17 protein-coding genes are annotated in these 18,695 nt (G+C 73.0%); 7 read left to right on the top strand and 10 right to left on the bottom strand.

What is annotated here, in order from left to right:
• Positions 1-176: 176 nt before the first annotated feature.
• On the bottom strand, positions 177-869 hold the full coding sequence (locus tag ACF1G2_RS25260) for a metal-dependent transcriptional regulator (protein WP_352190820.1): 693 nt from the start codon (positions 867-869) through the stop codon (positions 177-179).
• Between the two features lie 160 nt (positions 870-1,029).
• On the opposite strand from ACF1G2_RS25260, the gene ACF1G2_RS25255 reads away from it, so the two are divergent.
• Entirely contained in the window at positions 1,030-1,797 is a 768-nt protein-coding gene (locus tag ACF1G2_RS25255) for an SIS domain-containing protein (protein ID WP_391800437.1), read from the top strand.
• Between the two features lie 26 nt (positions 1,798-1,823).
• Here the strand turns inward: ACF1G2_RS25255 and ACF1G2_RS25250 are convergent, their stop codons facing one another.
• On the bottom strand, positions 1,824-3,251 hold the full coding sequence (locus ACF1G2_RS25250) for a PAS domain-containing protein (protein WP_391800436.1): 1,428 nt from the start codon (positions 3,249-3,251) through the stop codon (positions 1,824-1,826).
• Positions 3,252-3,495: 244 nt separating this feature from the next.
• On the opposite strand from ACF1G2_RS25250, the gene ACF1G2_RS25245 reads away from it, so the two are divergent.
• From ACF1G2_RS25245 to ACF1G2_RS25235, 3 genes are all read left to right on the top strand, one after another.
• The gene (locus tag ACF1G2_RS25245; RefSeq protein WP_391800435.1) at positions 3,496-4,287 is read left to right on the top strand and encodes a Scr1 family TA system antitoxin-like transcriptional regulator; all 792 of its coding nucleotides are present in this window, start codon (positions 3,496-3,498) and stop codon (positions 4,285-4,287) included.
• The gene (locus tag ACF1G2_RS25240; RefSeq protein WP_391800434.1) at positions 4,280-4,486 is read left to right on the top strand and encodes a DUF397 domain-containing protein; all 207 of its coding nucleotides are present in this window, start codon (positions 4,280-4,282) and stop codon (positions 4,484-4,486) included. Before ACF1G2_RS25245 ends, ACF1G2_RS25240 begins: the two co-directional genes overlap by 8 nt.
• A 385-nt stretch (positions 4,487-4,871) precedes the next feature.
• Positions 4,872-6,689 carry an FG-GAP-like repeat-containing protein gene (locus ACF1G2_RS25235; protein ID WP_391800433.1) on the top strand — a complete coding sequence of 606 codons (1,818 nt, stop codon included), beginning with the start codon at positions 4,872-4,874 and terminating at the stop codon, positions 6,687-6,689.
• A gap of 9 nt (positions 6,690-6,698) precedes the next feature.
• On the opposite strand, the gene ACF1G2_RS25230 is transcribed toward ACF1G2_RS25235, so the two are convergent.
• From ACF1G2_RS25230 to ACF1G2_RS25220, 3 genes are read right to left on the bottom strand one after another with little or no spacing between them, the layout of a single operon-like run.
• Entirely contained in the window at positions 6,699-7,520 is an 822-nt protein-coding gene (locus ACF1G2_RS25230; RefSeq protein WP_391800432.1) for an ABC transporter permease, read from the bottom strand.
• Positions 7,517-8,491 (bottom strand): ABC transporter ATP-binding protein, encoded by a 975-nt coding sequence (locus tag ACF1G2_RS25225; RefSeq protein ID WP_391800431.1) that lies wholly within the window; start codon positions 8,489-8,491, stop codon positions 7,517-7,519. Before ACF1G2_RS25225 ends, ACF1G2_RS25230 begins: the two co-directional genes overlap by 4 nt.
• Position 8,492: 1 nt before the next feature.
• Complete coding sequence (locus tag ACF1G2_RS25220; protein WP_391800430.1) at positions 8,493-9,296, bottom strand: ABC transporter permease; 804 nt, start codon at positions 9,294-9,296, stop codon at positions 8,493-8,495.
• 166 nt (positions 9,297-9,462) lie between these two features.
• On the opposite strand from ACF1G2_RS25220, the gene ACF1G2_RS25215 reads away from it, so the two are divergent.
• On the top strand, positions 9,463-10,344 hold the full coding sequence (locus ACF1G2_RS25215; RefSeq protein WP_391800429.1) for a winged helix-turn-helix transcriptional regulator: 882 nt from the start codon (positions 9,463-9,465) through the stop codon (positions 10,342-10,344).
• Here ACF1G2_RS25215 and pdxH read toward each other — a convergent pair.
• Positions 10,336-11,043 (bottom strand): pyridoxamine 5'-phosphate oxidase, encoded by a 708-nt coding sequence (gene pdxH, locus ACF1G2_RS25210; protein WP_391800533.1) that lies wholly within the window; start codon positions 11,041-11,043, stop codon positions 10,336-10,338. The genes ACF1G2_RS25215 and pdxH overlap by 9 nt on opposite strands.
• Before the next feature lie 285 nt (positions 11,044-11,328).
• Here pdxH and ACF1G2_RS25205 point away from each other — a divergent pair, with 285 nt between their 5' ends.
• Positions 11,329-12,438: a citrate synthase 2 gene (locus tag ACF1G2_RS25205; protein WP_383171123.1), complete on the top strand. Its 1,110-nt coding sequence runs from the start codon at positions 11,329-11,331 to the stop codon at positions 12,436-12,438.
• A gap of 121 nt (positions 12,439-12,559) precedes the next feature.
• Here the strand turns inward: ACF1G2_RS25205 and ACF1G2_RS25200 are convergent, their stop codons facing one another.
• Positions 12,560-13,612, bottom strand: coding sequence for an isopenicillin N synthase family dioxygenase (locus ACF1G2_RS25200; RefSeq protein WP_391800428.1), 1,053 nt, complete (start codon positions 13,610-13,612; stop codon positions 12,560-12,562).
• 353 nt (positions 13,613-13,965) lie between these two features.
• Here ACF1G2_RS25200 and ACF1G2_RS25195 point away from each other — a divergent pair, with 353 nt between their 5' ends.
• Positions 13,966-15,750: an FAD-dependent monooxygenase gene (locus ACF1G2_RS25195; RefSeq protein ID WP_391800427.1), complete on the top strand. Its 1,785-nt coding sequence runs from the start codon at positions 13,966-13,968 to the stop codon at positions 15,748-15,750.
• A gap of 58 nt (positions 15,751-15,808) precedes the next feature.
• Here ACF1G2_RS25195 and ACF1G2_RS25190 read toward each other — a convergent pair whose 3' ends face one another.
• From ACF1G2_RS25190 to ACF1G2_RS25180, 3 genes are read right to left on the bottom strand one after another with little or no spacing between them, the layout of a single operon-like run.
• Positions 15,809-16,387, bottom strand: a complete 579-nt coding sequence (locus ACF1G2_RS25190; protein ID WP_391800426.1) for a TetR/AcrR family transcriptional regulator — start codon at positions 16,385-16,387, stop codon at positions 15,809-15,811.
• Positions 16,375-17,082 (bottom strand): enoyl-CoA hydratase family protein, encoded by a 708-nt coding sequence (locus ACF1G2_RS25185; protein ID WP_391800425.1) that lies wholly within the window; start codon positions 17,080-17,082, stop codon positions 16,375-16,377. Before ACF1G2_RS25185 ends, ACF1G2_RS25190 begins: the two co-directional genes overlap by 13 nt.
• A gap of 19 nt (positions 17,083-17,101) precedes the next feature.
• Complete coding sequence (locus ACF1G2_RS25180; protein ID WP_391800424.1) at positions 17,102-18,679, bottom strand: 4-coumarate--CoA ligase family protein; 1,578 nt, start codon at positions 18,677-18,679, stop codon at positions 17,102-17,104.
• Positions 18,680-18,695: the final 16 nt, after the last annotated feature.

Here is an 18,695-nt window from a genome sequence, read left to right as displayed (position 1 = left end):
CGTGGCGATTCCGCCGTAAAACGGGCCGCGAAGGCCCCAACGGGCCCGGGACCTGGGCGGAAGCGGGAATCCGGTGCTGCGCAGGACCCCGGAAACGCGGAGTCCCCGCGGGCTCACGGGAACTCCCGTCGATCCCGCGGGGACTCCGCGTCTCGCTTCCGCCGCGGGACCGGTCCTCAGCGCTTCGCCACGAAGACGTGGGCCGCCACGTCCGGCTCCAGCTCGGCCGCCTCGCCGCTGCTGCCGACCAGGACGCCTCCGGCCGACTCCGTCACGCTCACGACCGAGCCGGGCTGCACGCCCGCGCGGCGCAGCGTGTACATCAGCTGGGCGTCCGTCTGGATCGGCTCCCCGATCCGGCGCACGATCACGGTCTTGCCGTCCGCGCCCGGGTCCAGGTCGGCGAGGGAGACCATCGAGTCGTCCAGGAAGGACTCCGCCTCGGCCTTCTCGCCCAGCTCCTCGAGACCCGGGATCGGGTTGCCGTACGGCGACTCCGTCGGGTGCCGCAGGAGCTCCAGGACGCGCCGCTCCACGGCCTCGCTCATCACGTGCTCCCAGCGACAGGCCTCCGCGTGGACCTGCTCCCACTCCAGACCGATCACATCGACGAGCAGACACTCCGCGAGCCGGTGCTTGCGCATCACCCGCGTGGCCAGCCGCCTGCCCTCGTCCGTCAGCTCCAGGTGCCGATCGCTCGCGACGGCCACCAGACCGTCCCGCTCCATGCGGGCCACCGTCTGGCTGACCGTCGGGCCGCTCTGGTCGAGCCGCTCCGCGATCCGGGCGCGCATGGGGACCACACCTTCCTCCTCCAGTTCGAGGATGGTGCGGAGATACATCTCCGTTGTGTCGATCAGTCCGGACATACGTGCCCCTCGATGAGTCGTGCGCTGGCCCTGCACCAATTCTTACGCATCCCACCGACAACCGTGCCCCGCCGGTGAAACGAAGAGGAAAGGCAGTATTGACAGAGCAATGGTCCAGACCGCACCGTGATCCGCGACACGACGACAAGGAGCTTCGGGTATGGGCGACAGCGCGCGCGAGTCCAAGCTGGCAGGACAGTTCTTTGACGCGGCGATCGACCTGCTGCAGCAGGTCCGCGACCAGGACGCCGAGGAGATCGCCGCCGCCGGGACCGCGATCGCCGAAGCCGTCGCCGCCGGCGGCCGGCTCTTCGCCTTCGGCGCCGGCCACTCCTCGCTGGCCGCCCAGGACGTCGTCTACCGCGCGGGCGGTCTCGCCCTGATGAACCTGCTGGCCGTCCCCGGGGCCGTCGGCGTGGACGTCATGCCCGCGACGCTGGGCTCCGCCCTGGAACGTGTGGACGGTCTCGCCGGAGCGGTGCTCGACTCCTCGCCCGCCAGGGCCGGCGACGTGCTGATCATCATCTCGCTCTCCGGCCGCAACGCCCTGCCCGTCGAGATGGCGATGAACGCGCGCGCCCTGGGGCTCACCGTGATCGGTGTGACGTCGGTGGCGTACGCGACGGAGACGAAGTCCCGGCACGTCTCGGGGTCGTACCTGAAGGACCACTGCGACATCGTCCTCGACTCGCGGATCGCGATCGGCGACGCCGAGCTGACGCACGAGGCCATCGAGGCGCCCTTCGCCCCCGCCTCGACCGTCGTCACCAGCGCCCTGATGCAGGCCACGATGGCCGCGGCGGCCGAGGAGATGGTCCGCCTGGGCATCGAGCCGCCGCTGCTGCGGTCGGGGAACGTCGACGGCGGGCACGAGTGGAACGGCCGCGTGATGACCGAGTACGCCGACCGGATCTTCTTCCGCCACTGACCGAACCGGGAGCCCGGGCCACCCGGCTAACGCCGCCCGGGCCATCCCGAACCGGCCCCCGAACCGGATCCGGACCCCGGACCGGAGCCGGACCCCGGACCGGCCCCTGACCCCGGACCCGGACCCGCCAGGTCCAGCGAGGCCGCCACCCGTACCGCCACCGCCTCCGCGTAGACCGCGTCCGGGCGCTCGAAGGCCGTACGGGACGCGCCGCGCAGGAACGTCACCGCGCCCACCGTCCTGCCCCGGCTGCGCAGCGGCAGGCAGAGCGCGTGGACCGCGTCACGGGGCCAGTGGCGTGTCGTCGCCCAGTCCTCGGCCGCCTGCGGACCCGCCGTGGGGGGCGCCGACGCCCGTACCGGTCCCGTACGGGAGAGGGCCTGAAGCACCGGATGGCCCGAGGGGTATCGCAGCGGGATGCCGCCGCCCGCGACGGGGACGACCGGGCCCGGCTCGCCCGCCGGCGTCGCCGCCACCCGTACGAGTCTGCGCTCCCCCGCCGCCACGTCGACGAGCGCGTGGTCGGCGAACCCTGCCAGGGCGAAGTCGAGCAGGACCGTCGCCGCCTCCCTCGGGTCCTCGCACTCGGCCGCCACGGCGCCCGCCCGGTGCAGCTGGCTGTACCGGAACCGCAGCCGGTCCGCCTCCTGCTCGGCGAGCCGTTCCTCGGTGACGTCCTGGAACAGCCATCCGACGCCCAGCGGAACCGGCTCCTCGGCGAGCGGCGACGCCAGCCGCACGAACCCGCTGCGCCAGCACCGCCGCCGCTCGCCCTCCGGCGAGCGGAGCGTCACCCACACCTCGGCCGCCCCCTTCGGCGCGCCCTCCGCGAGCACATGCTCCAGCGCGGACTCCAGCTCCTCCACGCCCTGGACGATCAGCTCCCCCAGCGGCCGCCCGAGCAGGGTCGTACGGCCCGCGCCCATGGCCCGGGCGGCGTGGTCGTTGACGACGGTGGGGCGCAGGTCCACGTCGACGAGGACCACACCCCAGGACGCGTCCTCGAACAGCGCCTCGCTGAGCGCGATCGAGCGCTCCAGATCGATCTGCGCGTGGACCTCGCTGAAGGCGCAGTACACCCCGGCGGGCTTCCCGTCCGCGCCGCGCACGCCGGCGGACTGTGTCCGCACGAGGACGCGGCCGCCGTCCTTCCGTACCAGCGCGAACTCGTGGACGAGCCGCCCCGGCGCCTCCATCGCGGCCATCAGGCGGGCCAGCGCCTCGACCGCGTCGGCGGGCCGCGCCGCCCACCCCTCGAAGCCCCGGCGGCCGACGGCCTCGTCGGCGGACCAGCCGAGGATCCGCTCGGCCTCCTTGTTCCAGTGCGTGACGGTGCCGTCCGCGTCGAAGGCGCAGAGCGCCGCGTCCATTCCGTCGAGGAGCGCGGCGAGCAGATCGGCCCCCGGCCCCTCCGCGTCTCGCCGCTCCGCGGTCCCACTCCTGGCAGCACTCATCCCGGAACCCCCTGCAGGACGGTGTACGCACGTGCATCCGCACGCCTCAGATCATTCAACTTGAACGTGACGCAGGACACACCCGGTTCAATGAAATCGTTGCGTCCCGGAAACGAACGCGAGGCGCCTTGTACCGGAAGAGCCGCTCTCCCGCGGTCTGTTCGGGGAAACGCAGGGCGTGCCGAATGCCCCGACGCGGAGCGTGGGTAGACCAGGTCAAGGCGTTGAGGCACGGGAGTGGGGCATGGCCAGTGCGTACGGGAAATGGCTCAGGGAACGGCGCGAGGCGGCGGGGCTCACCCAGCAGGAGCTGGCGGACGCGACGATCATGAGCCGCACGCACATCGCGCACGTCGAGGCGGGGCGGCGCGTTCCGTCGAAGGAGGACGCGCAGCGGCTGGACAGGGCGCTGAACACGGACGTGTTGAGCAAGTTTCGGCCCGGCGAGGACGGAGCGGTCGCCGACTACTTCGAGGCCGCCCGGCTGCTGGAGCAACAGGCCACGATGATCCGTGAGTTCGCGCTGTCGTGCGTTCCCGGCATCCTCCAGACGCCGCGCTACGCCCGTGCGGCCCTGGGCGTCTCGTTCCCGCCGAGGAGCGAGGAGGAGCAGGCCGCCTTCATCGCCGGCCGGCTCGAGCGCGCGAAGATCCTGGACGATCCGGCGACTCCCGTGGTGTGGGCCGTGCTCGACGAGTCGGTGCTGCGTCGCCGGGTCGGCGGGCCGGCGGTCATGGCCGAGCAGCTGGAGCGGCTCGTGCACCTGGTGGAGACGGAGCGGGTCCGCGTGCACGTCCTGCCGTTCGGCCTGGGTGTCCACCCCCTGCTCCAGGGAATGCTGTCCCTGATGTGGTTCGAGGACCAGCCCCCGGCGGCATACAGCGAGGGCGTGTCCATCGGCAGGATGCACGACTCCCCGGCCGTGGTGGAGCGCCTCCAGGGCGCTTACGATCTTGCGCTGAGCGACGCCCTGCCCCTGACGGAATCACTCGCCCTGCTGCGAGCGACAGCGAAGGACTACGGACACCATGACTGAGCGCGCCATCCCCGACTCCTCCGCCCTGAACGGCTGGCGGAAGTCGTCCTACAGCGGAAACGAGGGCGGCAGCTGTGTCGAGGTGATCGACCACCACCCCGCCGGCGTCCCCGTCCGCGACTCCAAGTCGCTCGGGGGCCCCGCCCTGGTCTTCCCGCGCTCCGTCTGGTCGACGTTCGTCGCCGGGCTCAAAGGCTGACCGGCGGTCCGAAGCCGGAGAATAAACAGCTTGAGGCTTCGCGGAAGGGCTCCTAGGGTGTGGAGCACACGCGAAAGGAGGTGATCCGAAAAAATGGTTTCTTTTCGGACTCGTGAGGTGACTGCGGGCTAACGGCCTGCCGTCGCACTCTGTGCACCTCGGCAGGTCACCTGTCGACACCCAAGCAGTCACCCGACCCGTGGGCCGCCGGTAAGTCCGGCCGGCTCTCGTCCGAACTCGAGCGGACGGGACCAAGGCCCACGGGTCGTCTGCGTTCTCGGGTCAATCTTCCGGGCCCCTGCGTACAACCGGTTCTTCCGTTCGGTGGTCGAACCGGGTGGCGCGCATCCCTGTGCGACCGCCCAGCCGCCCAGGAGGACACCTCTTGCTTCCCGTACGCATGCCCCGGCGCCTCGGCGCCGCCGTCGCCACGGTCCTCGCCGTCACCCTGGGCGCCGGCCTCCTGACCGCCGCACCGGCAGGCGCCACCGTCTCCCTCCCGACAGCCGCCGCGGCGGACCCGATCGAGGTCCGTACGCTCGTGCCCGGCGCCGCGCTGCTGAGCGCGAGCGCAACCGGGTACATCACGATGGTCCCGAGCGACGACCAGTTCGCCAGGACGCTGCGATGGACCCCGTACGGGACGGGCGCGAGCCGTGACAGGGCGTACTCCGGACTCCGGGGCATCGTCGAGGCATCCGGGGACTTGATGGTCGTCTCCCCCGACGGGTTCGGTGCCTCGGCCACGGACATGGCCACCGGGGAGTCGTTCGGCCCGGACGAGATACCCGGCACGCTGGACCTGGAGTACAAGGGCACCGCCGGTGAGGCGGTCTTCGTGACCGCGCGTGATGGGCTGTACCTGCAGACGATGGGCTCCGGCCAACGTCATGTGACCGGTCTGCCGACCGGGACCTCGTACGAGAAGGTGACGCCGCTCGACGCCGGGCACGGCCTGCTCGCCTACGGCACCGCGGAGCGCGAGCAGCGGCGCGCGCTCGTCGACCTGGCCACGGCCTCCGTCACGGAGACGTTCCCGTACCCGGAGGGCGCACGGAACCGCGATGTCGCCCTCTCCGCCGGGCAGTTCGCCTGGGTCGAGGCCGACACCGGCGCGGACACCCTCCGGGTCGTCGTCCGCGACCGGACGACCGGGGCGGAGAGCGTCGTCCCCGTCCCGGACAGGACCGCCTCCTACCCACTGGACATCGAGCTGCTCGGTGACTGGCTGATGTTCGACGGGACCGCCCGCCATCTGCGGTCGGGCGAGACGGTCCAGGTGCTCGACCACGCCTTCGGGACGACCGCCACCCCGGACGGCTCGGTCAAGATCACGCAAGGCCGCAGCGGCGACGTCACCGGCGTCTTCCGCCTCACGCTCGGGGCCGACGGCCGGCCCGTCGTCCGGCTCCTGGGTCGCCAGTGGTCCGACACCTCCGTGATGCACGACGTGAACGCCGACGGCCTGCCGGACGTGCTCGCCCGGGACGCCAAGGGCGCGCTGTGGACCGACGACCTCGGGAAGGGCTCCGGTCCGGTCCGCCTGGGCACCGGCTATCAGGTCTACGACAAGATCGAGGTCGTCGGGAACATCGTCGGGTGGGGCGTGACCGCGGATGTGATCGCTCGCGACAAGGACGGCGTCCTCTGGATGCCCCAGCTCCACGGCGGAGGCGGCGTCCATGGGCGCCAGCGGGTCGGCGGAGGGTGGCAGACGTACGCCACCCTCACCGGCGGCGGTGACCTGAACTCGGACGGACGCGCGGACGTCGTCGCCATCGACAAGGCCGGAGTCCTCTGGCTGTACGCGGGCACCGGCGACGCCAACCGGCCCTTCGAGGCCCGCACGCGCATCGGCAGCGGCTGGAGCATCTACGACCAGCTCGTCGCCGTCGGCAACCTCGCCGGCGGTCCGGCCGGCGATCTCGTCGCCCGCGACAGGAACGGCGTCCTCTGGCTCTACCTCGGCAGGGGCGACGGCACCTTCGTCCAGCGCACGAAGATCGGCGGCGGCTGGCAGATCTACACCCAGCTCCTCAGCGCGGGGGACGCTGACCACGACGGCAAGGCCGATCTCTTCGCCGTCCACCCGGGCTCGAAGTCCGTCTACCTGTACTCCGGCACCGGCGACCGCCACCGGCCGTTCCACTCCCGCAAGGTCACCGACGTCCACGCGGGGGCCACGTACAACCACATGAGCTGATCAGCCGCACTAGGCCATCGACAGCCTCCCCGTGCGCTGTGAGCGGGCCTCGCCCGCGTGGAGGATGAGCGCGGCCGCCCCCAGGAGCAGGGCGCTCAGGGCCGTGAGGCCGAGGAGGGCCGGGGCGAGGTCCGTGAGCGTGCGGTGTTCCAGGAGGGCTCCGCGGACGGCGATCAGGCTGCCGGTGAGCGGGAAGGCCGCGCCGACGACCTGGATCACCGCCGGCAGGGCGAAGTGCGGCAGGCGGACGGCCGAGACGAACCAGAGCGGCTCGTCGAGGATCGTGTACAGGAACGCCGAGTCGCGCGAGAAGACCAGCAGGCTGTTGAGGAACGCGCCCCACGCGACCGCCGGGACGAGCAGGGCGAGGAAGACCACCGCGTACATCCACCAGGCCGAGACCGAGAGCGCGCCGAAGCCGGTGAGGGCCGCGACGGTGAAACAGGTGAGCAGCCAGGCGTTCTGGAGGAGCGCTCCCGCCCCGTTGGCGATCATGAGGGTGAGGCGGCCGGCCGGGGAGAGGAAGAGGAGCTCCAGGGTGCCCGTGGAGCGCTCGAAGGAGAAGTGCCAGGCGCTCTGGACGAGGGAGAAGAAGAAGGCGTACGCGAGCGTGCCGGTGGCCAGGAAGGCGAGGAGGCGGTCCGGGTCGGCGGCGAGCGGCCAGTTCGCGGCGGCCGGCGAGGCCGTGGCGACGGGGCGCAGCGTGTAGTAGGTGGTGGCCAGTTGGAGCACCGGCCAGACGAGCATCGAGAAGGCGACGAGCGGCTGGCCGAAGAGACGGCGGTGCTGCTTCAGCGCCTCCGCCGCGAAGACCCTCAGCGCGTGGTTCATACGAGGGCCTCCTCGCCGGTCTCCGCGAGGGCGAGGATCGCGTCCTCCAGGCTCGCCTCCGCGATCTCCAGGCCGCCGATCGAGCCGCCCGCCTCGACGACGGCCGCGGCGAGGGGGCCCGCCATGTCGTCCGGGTGGCGCAGGGTGATCAGCTCGGCCCCCTCGGGCAGGGGCTCGCGCGCCGCTCCGAAGCGTTCCGCGACCGCGGCGGTCGCCGGGCTCGGGTCGGTGACCGTGAGGCGGATCGTGCGGTGGCTGCCGGTGGCCGCCTTGAGCTCCGCCGGGCTGCCTTCGGCGAGGTGGCGGCCCGCGGAGATCACGTACACATGGCCGCAGAGCTCCTCGACCTCGGCGAGGTAGTGGGAGGTGAGGAGGACGCCCGTACCCTCCTCGGCGAGGCGGGCGACGACGCGGCGCAGGTCGCGGGCGATCGGGGCGTCGAGGCCGAGGGTGGGCTCGTCAAGCAGGAGGTAGGCGGGGCGGTTGATCAGCCCGCGGGCGATGGCGAGGCGCTGGGTCATGCCGCGCGAGTACCGCTCGACCATGGTGTCCGCCGCGTCCGTCAGGCCGACCAGGGCCAGCAGCTCGTCGATCCGGGGCCGCAGTTCACGCTTGGGCACGTCGTAGAGCTGGCCGAAGTACCAGAGGTTCTCCCGGCCGGTCATCCGGGTGTAGACCATGCGCTCGCCGCCCGCGATGAGGTTGATGCGGCGGCGGACGGCGCGGGCGTCGGCGACGGTGTCGAGGCCGTCGACCGTGACCTGTCCGGAGGTGGGGCGCAGCAGGGTGGCGAGGACCTTGATGGTGGTGGTCTTGCCGGCGCCGTTGAGGCCGAGGAGGCCGGTGATCCGGCCGGGCGGGATGTCGAGGTCGAGGCCGTCGACCGCCCGCTTGAGCGAACGCGGGCCGAAGAGGCCCTTGTCGCGTACGGGGAAGTCCTTGCGCAGCGCGCGCACCTGGATGCCCGTCATGTCAGTAACTCCTCTCTACGGCCCGGGCCTCGGCCCGCGGCAGGTACGTCAGGCCGAGCAGCAGGTACACGGCGCTCACCGCGACGCCCACCGCCAGCCTCGGCAGGAGGCCGGGCAGCGACTGGCCGCCGGTGGTCGCCGCGTGCAGGACGTCCGTCGCCGCGGTCGTCGGGAGCAGTTCGGCGAACCACTGGACGGGCTCGGGCAGGTAGGCGCGGGGGAAGGTGAAGCCGCCGACGAGGCCGAGGACGATGAAGACGGTGTTCTGCGAGATGTGGGCCTCGCCGGCGGCGATCATCAGCCCGCCGAGCCCGACCGAGAGCGCGAAGACCGCGCCGGCGAGGGCGAGGACGCCGAGGAGCAGCCCGGCGGCGGAGGCCACGGGGACGGAGAGACCCAGCAGGGCCACGAAGACGCCGAGCGCGAGGAACTCGACCAGGCTGCTGAGCACGGCGAAGGCGGTGAAGCCGGCGAGGTACGGGAAGCGGCCGGCCGGGGCGACGAGGAGGGCGCCGAGCGTGCCCTCACGCTGCTCGGTGATCAGCGCCTTGGCGGACCAGAGGATGAGGCGGACGGTGAACTGGAAGGCGGTGGCGCCGACGACGATGTAGGCGAGGTAGGCGGTGGTGCCGCTGCCCGTGGCGAAGTCGTCGGCGACGGCTCCGCCTCCGACGACGTGGTAGCCGAGGTACGCCAGCGAGATGGCGAGCGCGGCGGGCAGGACCGTGCCGACGGCGTAGGTCCATGGGTAGGCGCGGCGGGTCATCTGCCAGGTGCGCCAGGCGGTTGCCCGGGCTATGGGCATGCGGGTGTTCCCCTCCCCCTGTGGATCTCCGTGGATTCCGATGGCTCTCCGCGATCGGTCTCTGCCGGTCGACGCGCGAGTTCCTTTTCGGAACTTACAATGAGTTTCTATCGGGAACTCACTCGATGGCGCAAGATGGAGCGGTTGCCCGCCCGAGGAGGAGCGCATGGTCCGAGCCGTGCCCGAGCGCGACGCCGCCTGCGCGATCGCCCACGCCGCCGCCGTCGTCGGCGACTGGTGGAGCCTGCTGCTCGTCCGGGAGACCGCACGCGGCCGGCACCGCTTCGACGAGCTCCAGGGCGAGCTCGGCATCTCCCGCAAGGTCCTCGCCGAGCGCCTCGGTCACCTCGTCGACAGCGGCCTGCTCGACAAGGTGCCGTACCAGGAGGGACCGGTGCGCTACGAGTACCGGCTCAGCCCGGCCGGGCGCGCCCTCCTCCCCGTCCTGGTCGCGATGCAGGACTGGTCCGATCGCTGGCTGCTCGGCGACGGCACCCTCACCGCCTCCGCGGACGAGGACAGTGCCGAGGCCGTCCGCGTCCACGAGCTGCCCGGCACCCGGCTGCCGCGCCTGACCCTGCCCGCGCACACCGGCGCCGAGCGGGACCCCGTGGACCCGGACGCCGCCGCCACCGTCCTCTTCTGCTACCCCGCCACCGGGCGGCCGAGCCCGCTGCCCGAAGGCTGGGACGACATCCCCGGAGCGGTGGGCTGCACCCTGGAGAACCGGCTGTTCAGGGACGCGTACGGAGACTTCACCGCGGCCGGGATCGCCGTCCACGGGGTCTCGACGCAGCGACCCGACGAGCAGCGGGCCTTCGCCGCCGCCGAGGAGATCCCGTTCCCGCTGCTCTCCGACATGGACGCCCGGCTCTCGGCGGCGCTCCGGCTGCCGACCTTCCGCACGGCCGGTCAGGCGCTTCGGCTCAGGCGCGCGGTGCTGGTCGTGGACCGGGACCGGACCGTACGGCACGCGCGCTTCCCGGTCACCGACATCCCGCACGCCGTCGGGGAAGCGCTCGCGGAGGCGACGAAGCTGTCAGGGTGAGAGGCGCTCCACGCGCCAGTGGGCCTCGCCCGCCACGCCCTCTCCCCCACCCGCGGCATCGCGCACCGCGTCCTCGCCCCCGCGCACCGCGTCGCCCACCCCGTCGCCCTCGCGTACGTACCGCAGCCGGTCGTGCAGCCGGTTCTCGTGCCCCTGCCAGAACTCCACCGCCTCCGGCACGACCCGGATGCCGCCCCACTCCGGCGGCACCGGCACCTGCTCGTCCGCCGGGTAGCGCGCCGCCAGCTCCTCGTACCGGGCGAGCAGCTCCTCGCGCGACTCGATCACCGCGGACTGGTGGCTGGCCCAGGCGCCCAGCTGGGAGCCGTGCGGGCGGGTCCGGAAGTACGCGACGGTCTCGTCCCTGCCCGTACGGACCGCGCGGCCCGTGACGATGACCTGGCGCGCCAGCGGATGCCAGGGGAAGAGCAGCGAGACCTGCGGATTGGCCGCGAGCTCGCCGCCCTTGCGGGAGCCGTAGTTCGTGTAGAAGACGAAGCCGGCCTCGTCGTAGTGCTTCAGGAGCACCGTGCGGGAGGAGGGGCGGCCGTCAGGCGTCGCCGTCGAGACGATCATGGCGTTCGGCTCGTGGATCGCCGGGTTCGTGGCGGCGGTCTTGAACCAGCGCGTGAACTGTTCGATCGGTTCGGGGGCGAGGTCGGCCACAGTGAGCTCCGTGGTGCGGTACTGCTCGCGCATGTCGGCGGGATCGAAGGCGTCGGTCACAGGAATCATCCTGCCGCAGAGGCGGAGCCTGCCCGGCATCACGTGCCGCTAATCCTTCCTCGCCGGATCGGCGCACTGTGCCGGATGTCACGCTTCCCCGCATCATCGGAACCGTACAGACTCTTGGGCTGGGCGACTGTTCATATCCGACCAAGAGGCCTCAGCGGGCCGACAGGTCCCCCTCAGACCTCCCGGTCCTTCCGACCGAAAGGTCCGCCAACCCGCCGGATGATTGATCATCGATTGAGGAGCCGCATGATGTCCGACTTCGTACCCGGGCTCGAGGGAGTCGTCGCGTTCGAGACGGAGATCGCCGAACCGGACAAGGAGGGCGGCGCCCTGCGGTACCGCGGCGTCGACATCGAGGATCTGGTCGGTCACGTCTCGTTCGGCAACGTCTGGGGCCTGCTGGTGGACGGGGCGTTCGACCCCGGTCTGCCGCCGGCCGAGCCCTTCCCGATCCCCGTGCACTCCGGTGACATCCGTGTCGACGTGCAGTCCGCGCTCGCCATGCTCGCCCCGGTCTGGGGTCTCAAGCCGCTGCTCGACATCGACGCCGAGCAGGCCCGCGAGGACCTCGCCCGCGCCGCCGTCATGGCCCTGTCGTACGTCGCCCAGTCGGCGCGCGGCCAGGGGCTGCCGATGGTGCCGCAGAGCGAGATCGACAAGGCGCAGTCGGTCGTCGAGCGGTTCATGATCCGCTGGCGTGGCGAGCCGGACCCGCGGCACGTCAAGGCCGTCGACGCGTACTGGACCTCGGCCGCCGAGCACGGCATGAACGCCTCCACGTTCACCGCCCGCGTCATCGCCTCGACCGGCGCGGACGTGGCCGCGGCGCTGTCCGGCGCCGTGGGCGCGATGTCCGGCCCGCTGCACGGCGGCGCCCCCTCCCGGGTCCTCGGCATGATCGAGGAGATCGAGCGGACCGGTGACGCCACCGCGTACGTGAAGAAGGCGCTGGACAAGGGCGAACGCCTGATGGGCTTCGGCCACCGCGTCTACCGCGCCGAGGACCCGCGCGCCCGCGTCCTGCGCCGTACGGCCAAGGAGCTGGCCGCACCGCGGTTCGAGGTCGCGGAGGCGCTGGAGAAGGCGGCGCTGGAGGAGCTGCACAACCGCCGCCCGGACCGTGTCCTGGCGACGAACGTGGAGTTCTGGGCGGCGATCATGCTGGACTTCGCGGAGGTCCCGGCGCACATGTTCACGTCGATGTTCACCTGCGCGCGCACGGCGGGCTGGTCGGCGCACATCCTGGAGCAGAAGCGCACCGGCCGCCTGGTCCGGCCCTCGGCGCGGTACATCGGCCCTGGCCAGCGCAACCCGCAGGAGATCGCGGGCTACGCCGACATGGCGGCGTACGCGGGCTGAGCCCGCGGCAGCGCAGGAACTCTCCCGGGGCCGGCCCGCACAGCCCGCCCCGGCCCGAGCCCGGGACCGCCACGCGGTCCCGGGCTCGGCCCTGCGGGCGACGGACCGCGGGCCCCGGGCGTCAGGCCGTGGTGAGGCGGCGGTCCTCGGCGAGGAGGAGGTCCGCGTGGTGGCGGGCCGCGGCCAGCGGGTGGGCGCGGAGCTTGCCCTTCAGCTCGTTGCGGCCGTACTCGGCGAACAGCGGGTTCGCCGGGTCGGTCGTGATCCCGGGCGCCGCCGCGGCGTGCGGGAACGGCAGCGGCGCGATCCGGGCGTCGAGCCTCGGGTTGTAGAAGAACGGGACCGAGAAGCGCTCCGTTGCCCCGCGCGGGGAGACCACCCGGTGGTTGGTGGCGCGCAGATAGCCGTCCGTCGCCACTTCGAGCAGCTCCCCCAGGTTGACGACGAACGCGCCCGGCAGCGGCGGGACGTCGTGGAAGAGGCCGTCCTCCCGCTCGACCTGGAGACCCCCGACGTGGTCCTGCAGGAGCAGCGTCAGGAAGCCGTAGTCCTTGTGGGCGCCCACGCCCTGGTCGGCGCCGTCCCCGGCGCTTCCCGGGTAGCGCACCAGCTTCAGGTGCGGGTGGGCCCGCGCCCCGAAGATGTCGTCGTAGAAGCCCGTCGGCGCGCCGATCGAGGCCAGCAGCTCGTGCAGCAGCCGCTGGGCGACCGCGCTGAGCCGCTCGACCCAGTTGAGCGCGGCGAGACGCAGCTCGGGGAGGGCGGCGGGCCACTGGTTCGGGCCCTGGAGCCACCAGTACGGGGCCTCGCCGGGGCCCGGGACGCGCGCGGGACGCTCGGCTCCGATGTCGAGCTGGTCGCGCCAGTCGCGGGAGCCGCCGGTGCGCTCGTCGCCGATGCGGGTGTAGCCGCGGAAGTGCGGCGAGTTGGTGGTGTCGAGGGCGAGCCGGTCGGCCTCCGGGAGGGCGAAGAACGCCTTCATCGCGGAGGTGAGGGCCGCCGTCTCGGCCTGCGTGATCCCGTGCCCGACGAGCTGGAAGAAGCCGACGTCGTGGGCGGCGGAGTGCAGCTGGGCATGGAGGAGACGTCGGTCCTGCGGGCCGCGGTCGGCGGCGGAGAGGTCGACGATCGGGAGCTGGGAGCTGTACGGCTGGGTGTGCGACGAGTGCGTCATGGTGTGCGTCCGCGGGGTGTACGGGTGCCCGGGCGCACCGCCGGGGATGGGGCGGGGGCGCGGGTGCCTGAAGAGAAGAGGGGCTCGGGGGTCAGGCGGAGCGCCGACAGCCCATGCTCGTGACGCGGACGAAGTCCACGTGGCGGCGGCGTACGAGCGGAAGCATGGAACCAGCGTACTGCGGGGCGGCCGGGACGTATGTGGCGTGGGTCACGACGGCCTGTGGGGTCGGTCACGGCGCCCGCCCCGGCCGGCGACGGCCCCTCGGTCCCGCCCGGCTCGCCGCCCGCGGCCCGGCGGGCGACCATGGTGGTCGGGACCGGTCCGGGGGCCCGACGCGGTGGGAGGCACCCGTGGCAGAGACCCGTACGACCGACGTACTGATCGTGGGCGCCGGCCCGGTGGGGCTGAGCGCCGCCGCGGAGCTGCGCCGCCGCGGCGTGGAGTGCCGGCTCGTCGACCGGCTGCCGGCCCGCCTCCCGTACGCGAAGGCGGTCGGTGTCCAGCCGCGCACGCTGGAGATCTGGGACCGGATGGGACTGGCCCGCGCCGTCCTGGAGCGCGCCGTCCCGCTGCGCGGCCAGCTCGTCTACGTCGACGGCCGGGAGCAGGCCCGGTTCGAGCTCGCCCTGCCGCCGGAGGTCCCCTACCGGTTCGCCGCGCTGCCGCAGTACGAGACGGAGCGGCTCCTCGAGGAGTACGTCGCGGGTCTGGGCACGGTGATCGAGCGCGGCACCGAGCTGCTGTCGTTCGCCCAGGACGCGGACGGGGTGACCGCCCGGCTCCGTATCGCCTCCGGCGCCGAGGAGGAGCTGCGCGCCCGCTTCCTGGTCGGCTGCGACGGCGCGCACAGCACCGTCCGCAAGGGACTCGGCCTCAGCTACGAGGGCGGGGCCTTCCCCGAGGAGTACATGCTCGGTGATGTCGAGACCGACTGGGACCTGCCGTACGGGTACGGCCTGCGGTCCCTGCACCGCGCCGAGGACGGCTCGACCGACGACGTGCTGGTCTGCATCCCGCTGCCGGGAACGCGCCGGTACCGGATGTCCATGAGGGTGCCACCCGAGCTGTCCACGGACGGCGCGGGGAAGGCGCGGGGCGATGGCATCGCGCCCGGCCTGGAGCACGGCCGCGACAGCGTCGCGCACGGCCTGGAGGGCGGCCGGGTCCCCGAGCTGGCCCACATCCAGGCCGTCGTCGACCGGCTGGCCCCGACCCCGGCCCGGGTCTCCGCGCTGCGCTGGTCCTCCGTCTTCCGCGTCAGCCACCGGATCGTCGACCGGTACGGCGCGGGCCGGGTCTTCGTCGCGGGCGACGCCGCCCACATCCACCCGCCCACCGGCGCACAGGGCATGAACACCGGCATCCAGGACGCCTGCAACCTGGCCTGGAAGATCGCGCTCGTCGTACGCGGTGAGGCCGGGCTCGCGCTGCTCACCAGCTACGACGCCGAACGCCGCCCGGTCGGCGAGGAGGTCGTGGGCCGGACCGTGCGGCACGCGAACCGGGGCATCGAGAACGACTCCGAGGACCCGGCCACCCTGATGCTCCGGGAGGCACAGCTGCTCGTCTCCTACCGGGGCGGGCCACTCGCGGGCAGCCCCTACGGGCCGGACGACGCGCCCCAGCCCGGCGACCGGGCTCCCGACTGCGGCGGCCTGGCGCTCCCCCTCGCCGGCTACCCGCTGCGGCTCCTCGACGTCCTGCGCGGCCGCACCGGGCACGTCCTGCTGCTCTACGCGGACCAGGCCGCCGAGCTGGCCAGGGCCGCCGAGGCGGGCGCCGTGGTCGCCGCGGCCGTCGGCGGACGGGAGCCCTCGGAGACCGGCCTCGCTTCGGAAGGCGGTCTGGCCGCGGAGGACGGCCTGGCCCCGGCCGAAGGCCGCCCGTCCGGCGGGGGCGGCGCGGCGCCGGATGGCGGGCTCGCGACGGTCGCCGTGCTCGCCCGCGACGCCGACGCCGACGGGGCCGACGGGCTCTACGGGGACGCGGCGGGAGAGTTCGCCCGGCTCTACCGGCCCGAGGGCCCGACCGGCTTCCTGGTCCGTCCGGACGGGCAGCTCGGCGCCCGTTTCCCGCTCGCCGGCACGGCGGCGGCGCTGACGGGCTACCTCGCGGCCCTGTCGGTACCGTCCTGACCGCCGTGGCCGACGGGTCCGTTGTCCGGCCCGTCCCCGGCGGGTCGGGCTGCCCGCCTCAGCCCAGCGCCTCGTCCAGGAGCCTCGACCACTGGGCCACCACCCGGTCCCGGCGGGCCCGGTCGTCCGTCAGCAGGGTCGCGAGGCCGAGGCCACGGGCCATGTCCAGGAAGCCCTGGACGGTCTCCCGCACACCGGGGACCGACTCGTCCGCGGCGAGGAGGGTCACCGCCATGCGGTGGGACTCACGGCCGACGCGCGCCTCCAGCTCGGTCACGCGCGCGTGGAGCTGCGGTTCGTGGGCCGCCGCCACCCAGAGGTGGAGGGCGGCGCGGAAGAGCGGCCCGGTGAAGAGGTCGACCAGGGCCGACACGGCCTCGCGGCGGTCGCGGGCCGGAAGGGTGCGCAGCGCCTCCGACCGCTCCTCGGCGACGTACTCGACGGCCGCCGTGAAGAGGTCCTCCCGGGTCGGGAAGTGATGCTGGGCCGCGCCCCGCGAGACGCCCGCCCGCTCGGCGACCACCGCGACGGTGGAGCCCGCCCAGCCGTGTTCGGCCAGGCAGGACACCGCCGCCTCCAGGAGCCGCTGCCGGGTGGCGCGGCTCCTGTCCTGCTTCGGGCCGGTCACAACCGCCATTCGGGGTCCCGTCGTTCGAGGAAGGCCGTCATCCCTTCGCGTGCCTCGGCGGAGGCGAAGAGCGTGGCCGACCTCTGGACCAGGTCCTCCGCTTCGCGTTCGAAGGTTTCCAGGACTTTAGCCGTGACCAGGCGCTTCGATTCGGCCAGCCCCTGCGGTGAACCCTTGCGCAGCCCGTCGAGGATCGCGTCCAGGGCGTCCTCGCCGGCGGTCACCAGGCCCATCGCCCGGGCCTCCGCCGTCCCGAAGCGCTCCCCGGTGACGTAGTACCGGGCCGCCGCGCGCGGCTCCAGCTTCGGCAGCAGCGTCAGAGAGATGACGGCGGGCGCGACCCCGATCCGTACCTCCGTGAGCGCGAAGTCCGACGCGTCCGAGGCCACCACGATGTCGCACGCCCCGAGGAGCCCGAGTCCGCCCGCCCGGACGTGTCCGCGCACCACGCCCACCACCGGCTTGGGCAGCTCGACGATCTGCCGGAGCAGGTCCACGAAGGCGTACGGGCTCGGCGGGGCCTTCAGGTCGGCGCCCGCGCTGAACGTCGAGCCGGAGTGGGTGAGGACCACCGCCCGTACGGCGGGATCGCGCCCGCATTCGCCGAGCGCCCGCGCCAGCTCGGCGACCAGCGCCGCCGAGAGCGCGTTGCGGTTCTCCGGGGAGTCCAGCGTCAGTGTGGCGATGCCACCGTCCAGCTTCATGCGTCGTCCCTCAGCTCGGTCACTCGCGGTCCCTCAACTCACGACGCAGGATCTTCCCCGACGCGGCGCGCGGCACTCCGTCGATGAACTCCACGCGCCTGATCTTCTTGTACGGGGCGACCTTTCCGGCCACGTACGCCATGACGTCCCCGGCGCTCAGCCCCGGGGCGGTCGGCTGCCGGACGACGTATGCCTTGGGGATCTCCGTGCCCTCCTCGTCGGTGACGCCGATCACGGCCGCGTCGGCGATGCCCTCGTGGGTGAGCAGCAGGGCTTCGAGTTCGGCCGGGGCGACCTGGAAGCCCTTGTACTTGATGAGTTCCTTGACCCGGTCGACGACGAACAGCCAGCCGTCCTCGTCGACGCGGCCGATGTCGCCGGTGTGGACCCAGCCGTCGGCGTCGATCATCGCGGCGGTGGCGTCGGGGCGTCCCAGGTACCCCTTCATGACCTGCGGGCCCCGGATGGCGACCTCGCCCTCGGCCCCGGGCGCGGCGTCCTTCGACGGGTCGTCGAGGGACAGGATCCGCATCTCGGTGGAGGGCAGCAGCCTGCCGACGGCGCCGGGCGGAGGGCTGTCGGCGTCGAGGGGCACGACGTGCGTGCCGGGTGACAGCTCGGTCATCCCGTACGCCTGACGCACGGGCGGCAGCCCCAGCCGGGCCGAGCAGGCCTGGGCGAGGGAGGCGTCGAGCGGTGCGGCGGCGCTGACGATGTACTCCAGGGAGGAGAGGTCGTGGTCGGCGACGGCCGGGTGCTTGGCGAGCGCGAGGACGATCGGCGGAGCCACGTACAGGCCGTTGATGCGGTGCTTCTCGATCGCCGAGAGGAACTGGTCCAGGTCGAAGCGGGGCAGGACGACGACGGTCGCGCCCTGCCGCAGGGGCGCGTTCATCAGGGCTGTGAGGCCGTAGATGTGGAAGAACGGCAGGACGGCGAGGATGCGGTCGCCGGGACCCATGGGGACGAGGGGGTCGAGCTGGGCGAGGTTGGTGGCGATCGAGGTGTGGGTGAGCATCACGCCCTTGGGGACTCCGGTGGTGCCGGAGGAGTACGGCAGGGCGGCGACGTCCTCGTCGGGGTCGAAGGCGATGTCCGGTTCGGGGGCGGTGGTGGCCGCCATGGACTGGAGGGAGCGGATCCCCTCGCCCTCGGGTGCCTGGTCGCAGACGAAGATCTCCTCGACGCCGCCGGCGAGTTCGGCGGCCCGGCGGGCCGGGGCGAGCAGCGGGGAGACGGTGACGATCCAGCGCGCGGAGGAGTCCTGGAGCTGCTTGGCGAACTCCTCCGGAGTGGCGAGCGGGTGGACGGTGGTGACGGACGCGCCGGCGCGGGTGGCCGCGTAGAACGCGACGGGGAACAGGACGGTGTTGGGGCTGTGCAGGGCGACGACGTCCCCCTTGCGGACCCCGGCCTCGGCGAGCCCGGCGGCGACGCGCCGGTGGAGGGCGTCGACCTGGGCGTGGCTGAGGGTCGTCCCGCCCACCCCGTCGATCAGGGCCGGCGCGTCCCCGAACTCGGCGGACCGGCCGAGGACGGCCTCGTGGATGGGGAGGGAGACGACCGGGACGTCCGCGTACTCGCTGTGAAACACCATGCGTGCCCCCTGGGAG

The organism is Streptomyces sp. NPDC013457 (genome assembly GCF_043089925.1).
Classification (GTDB): Bacteria; Actinomycetota; Actinomycetes; order Streptomycetales; family Streptomycetaceae; genus Streptomyces.
The sequence above is the reverse complement of the archived record's forward strand: the minus strand, read 5'-3'. Positions and strand labels throughout refer to the sequence as shown.

Excerpts from the sequence above, each read along its gene's own strand:
- ACF1G2_RS25180 (WP_391800424.1), bottom strand. The coding sequence starts at position 18,679 with ATGGTGTTTCACAGCGAGTACGCGGACGTCCCGGTCGTCTCCCTCCCC.
- ACF1G2_RS25200 (WP_391800428.1), bottom strand. The coding sequence starts at position 13,612 with ATGACGCACTCGTCGCACACCCAGCCGTACAGCTCCCAGCTCCCGATC.
- ACF1G2_RS25190 (WP_391800426.1), bottom strand. The coding sequence starts at position 16,387 with ATGGCGGTTGTGACCGGCCCGAAGCAGGACAGGAGCCGCGCCACCCGG.
- ACF1G2_RS25215 (WP_391800429.1), top strand. The coding sequence starts at position 9,463 with ATGGTCCGAGCCGTGCCCGAGCGCGACGCCGCCTGCGCGATCGCCCAC.
- ACF1G2_RS25255 (WP_391800437.1), top strand. The coding sequence starts at position 1,030 with ATGGGCGACAGCGCGCGCGAGTCCAAGCTGGCAGGACAGTTCTTTGAC.
- ACF1G2_RS25220 (WP_391800430.1), bottom strand. The coding sequence starts at position 9,296 with ATGCCCATAGCCCGGGCAACCGCCTGGCGCACCTGGCAGATGACCCGC.
- ACF1G2_RS25225 (WP_391800431.1), bottom strand. The coding sequence starts at position 8,491 with ATGACGGGCATCCAGGTGCGCGCGCTGCGCAAGGACTTCCCCGTACGC.
- ACF1G2_RS25250 (WP_391800436.1), bottom strand. The coding sequence starts at position 3,251 with ATGAGTGCTGCCAGGAGTGGGACCGCGGAGCGGCGAGACGCGGAGGGG.
- ACF1G2_RS25240 (WP_391800434.1), top strand. The coding sequence starts at position 4,280 with ATGACTGAGCGCGCCATCCCCGACTCCTCCGCCCTGAACGGCTGGCGG.
- ACF1G2_RS25185 (WP_391800425.1), bottom strand. The coding sequence starts at position 17,082 with ATGAAGCTGGACGGTGGCATCGCCACACTGACGCTGGACTCCCCGGAG.
- ACF1G2_RS25230 (WP_391800432.1), bottom strand. The coding sequence starts at position 7,520 with ATGAACCACGCGCTGAGGGTCTTCGCGGCGGAGGCGCTGAAGCAGCAC.
- ACF1G2_RS25245 (WP_391800435.1), top strand. The coding sequence starts at position 3,496 with ATGGCCAGTGCGTACGGGAAATGGCTCAGGGAACGGCGCGAGGCGGCG.
- pdxH (WP_391800533.1), bottom strand. The coding sequence starts at position 11,043 with ATGCGCGAGCAGTACCGCACCACGGAGCTCACTGTGGCCGACCTCGCC.
- ACF1G2_RS25260 (WP_352190820.1), bottom strand. The coding sequence starts at position 869 with ATGTCCGGACTGATCGACACAACGGAGATGTATCTCCGCACCATCCTC.
- ACF1G2_RS25205 (WP_383171123.1), top strand. The coding sequence starts at position 11,329 with ATGTCCGACTTCGTACCCGGGCTCGAGGGAGTCGTCGCGTTCGAGACG.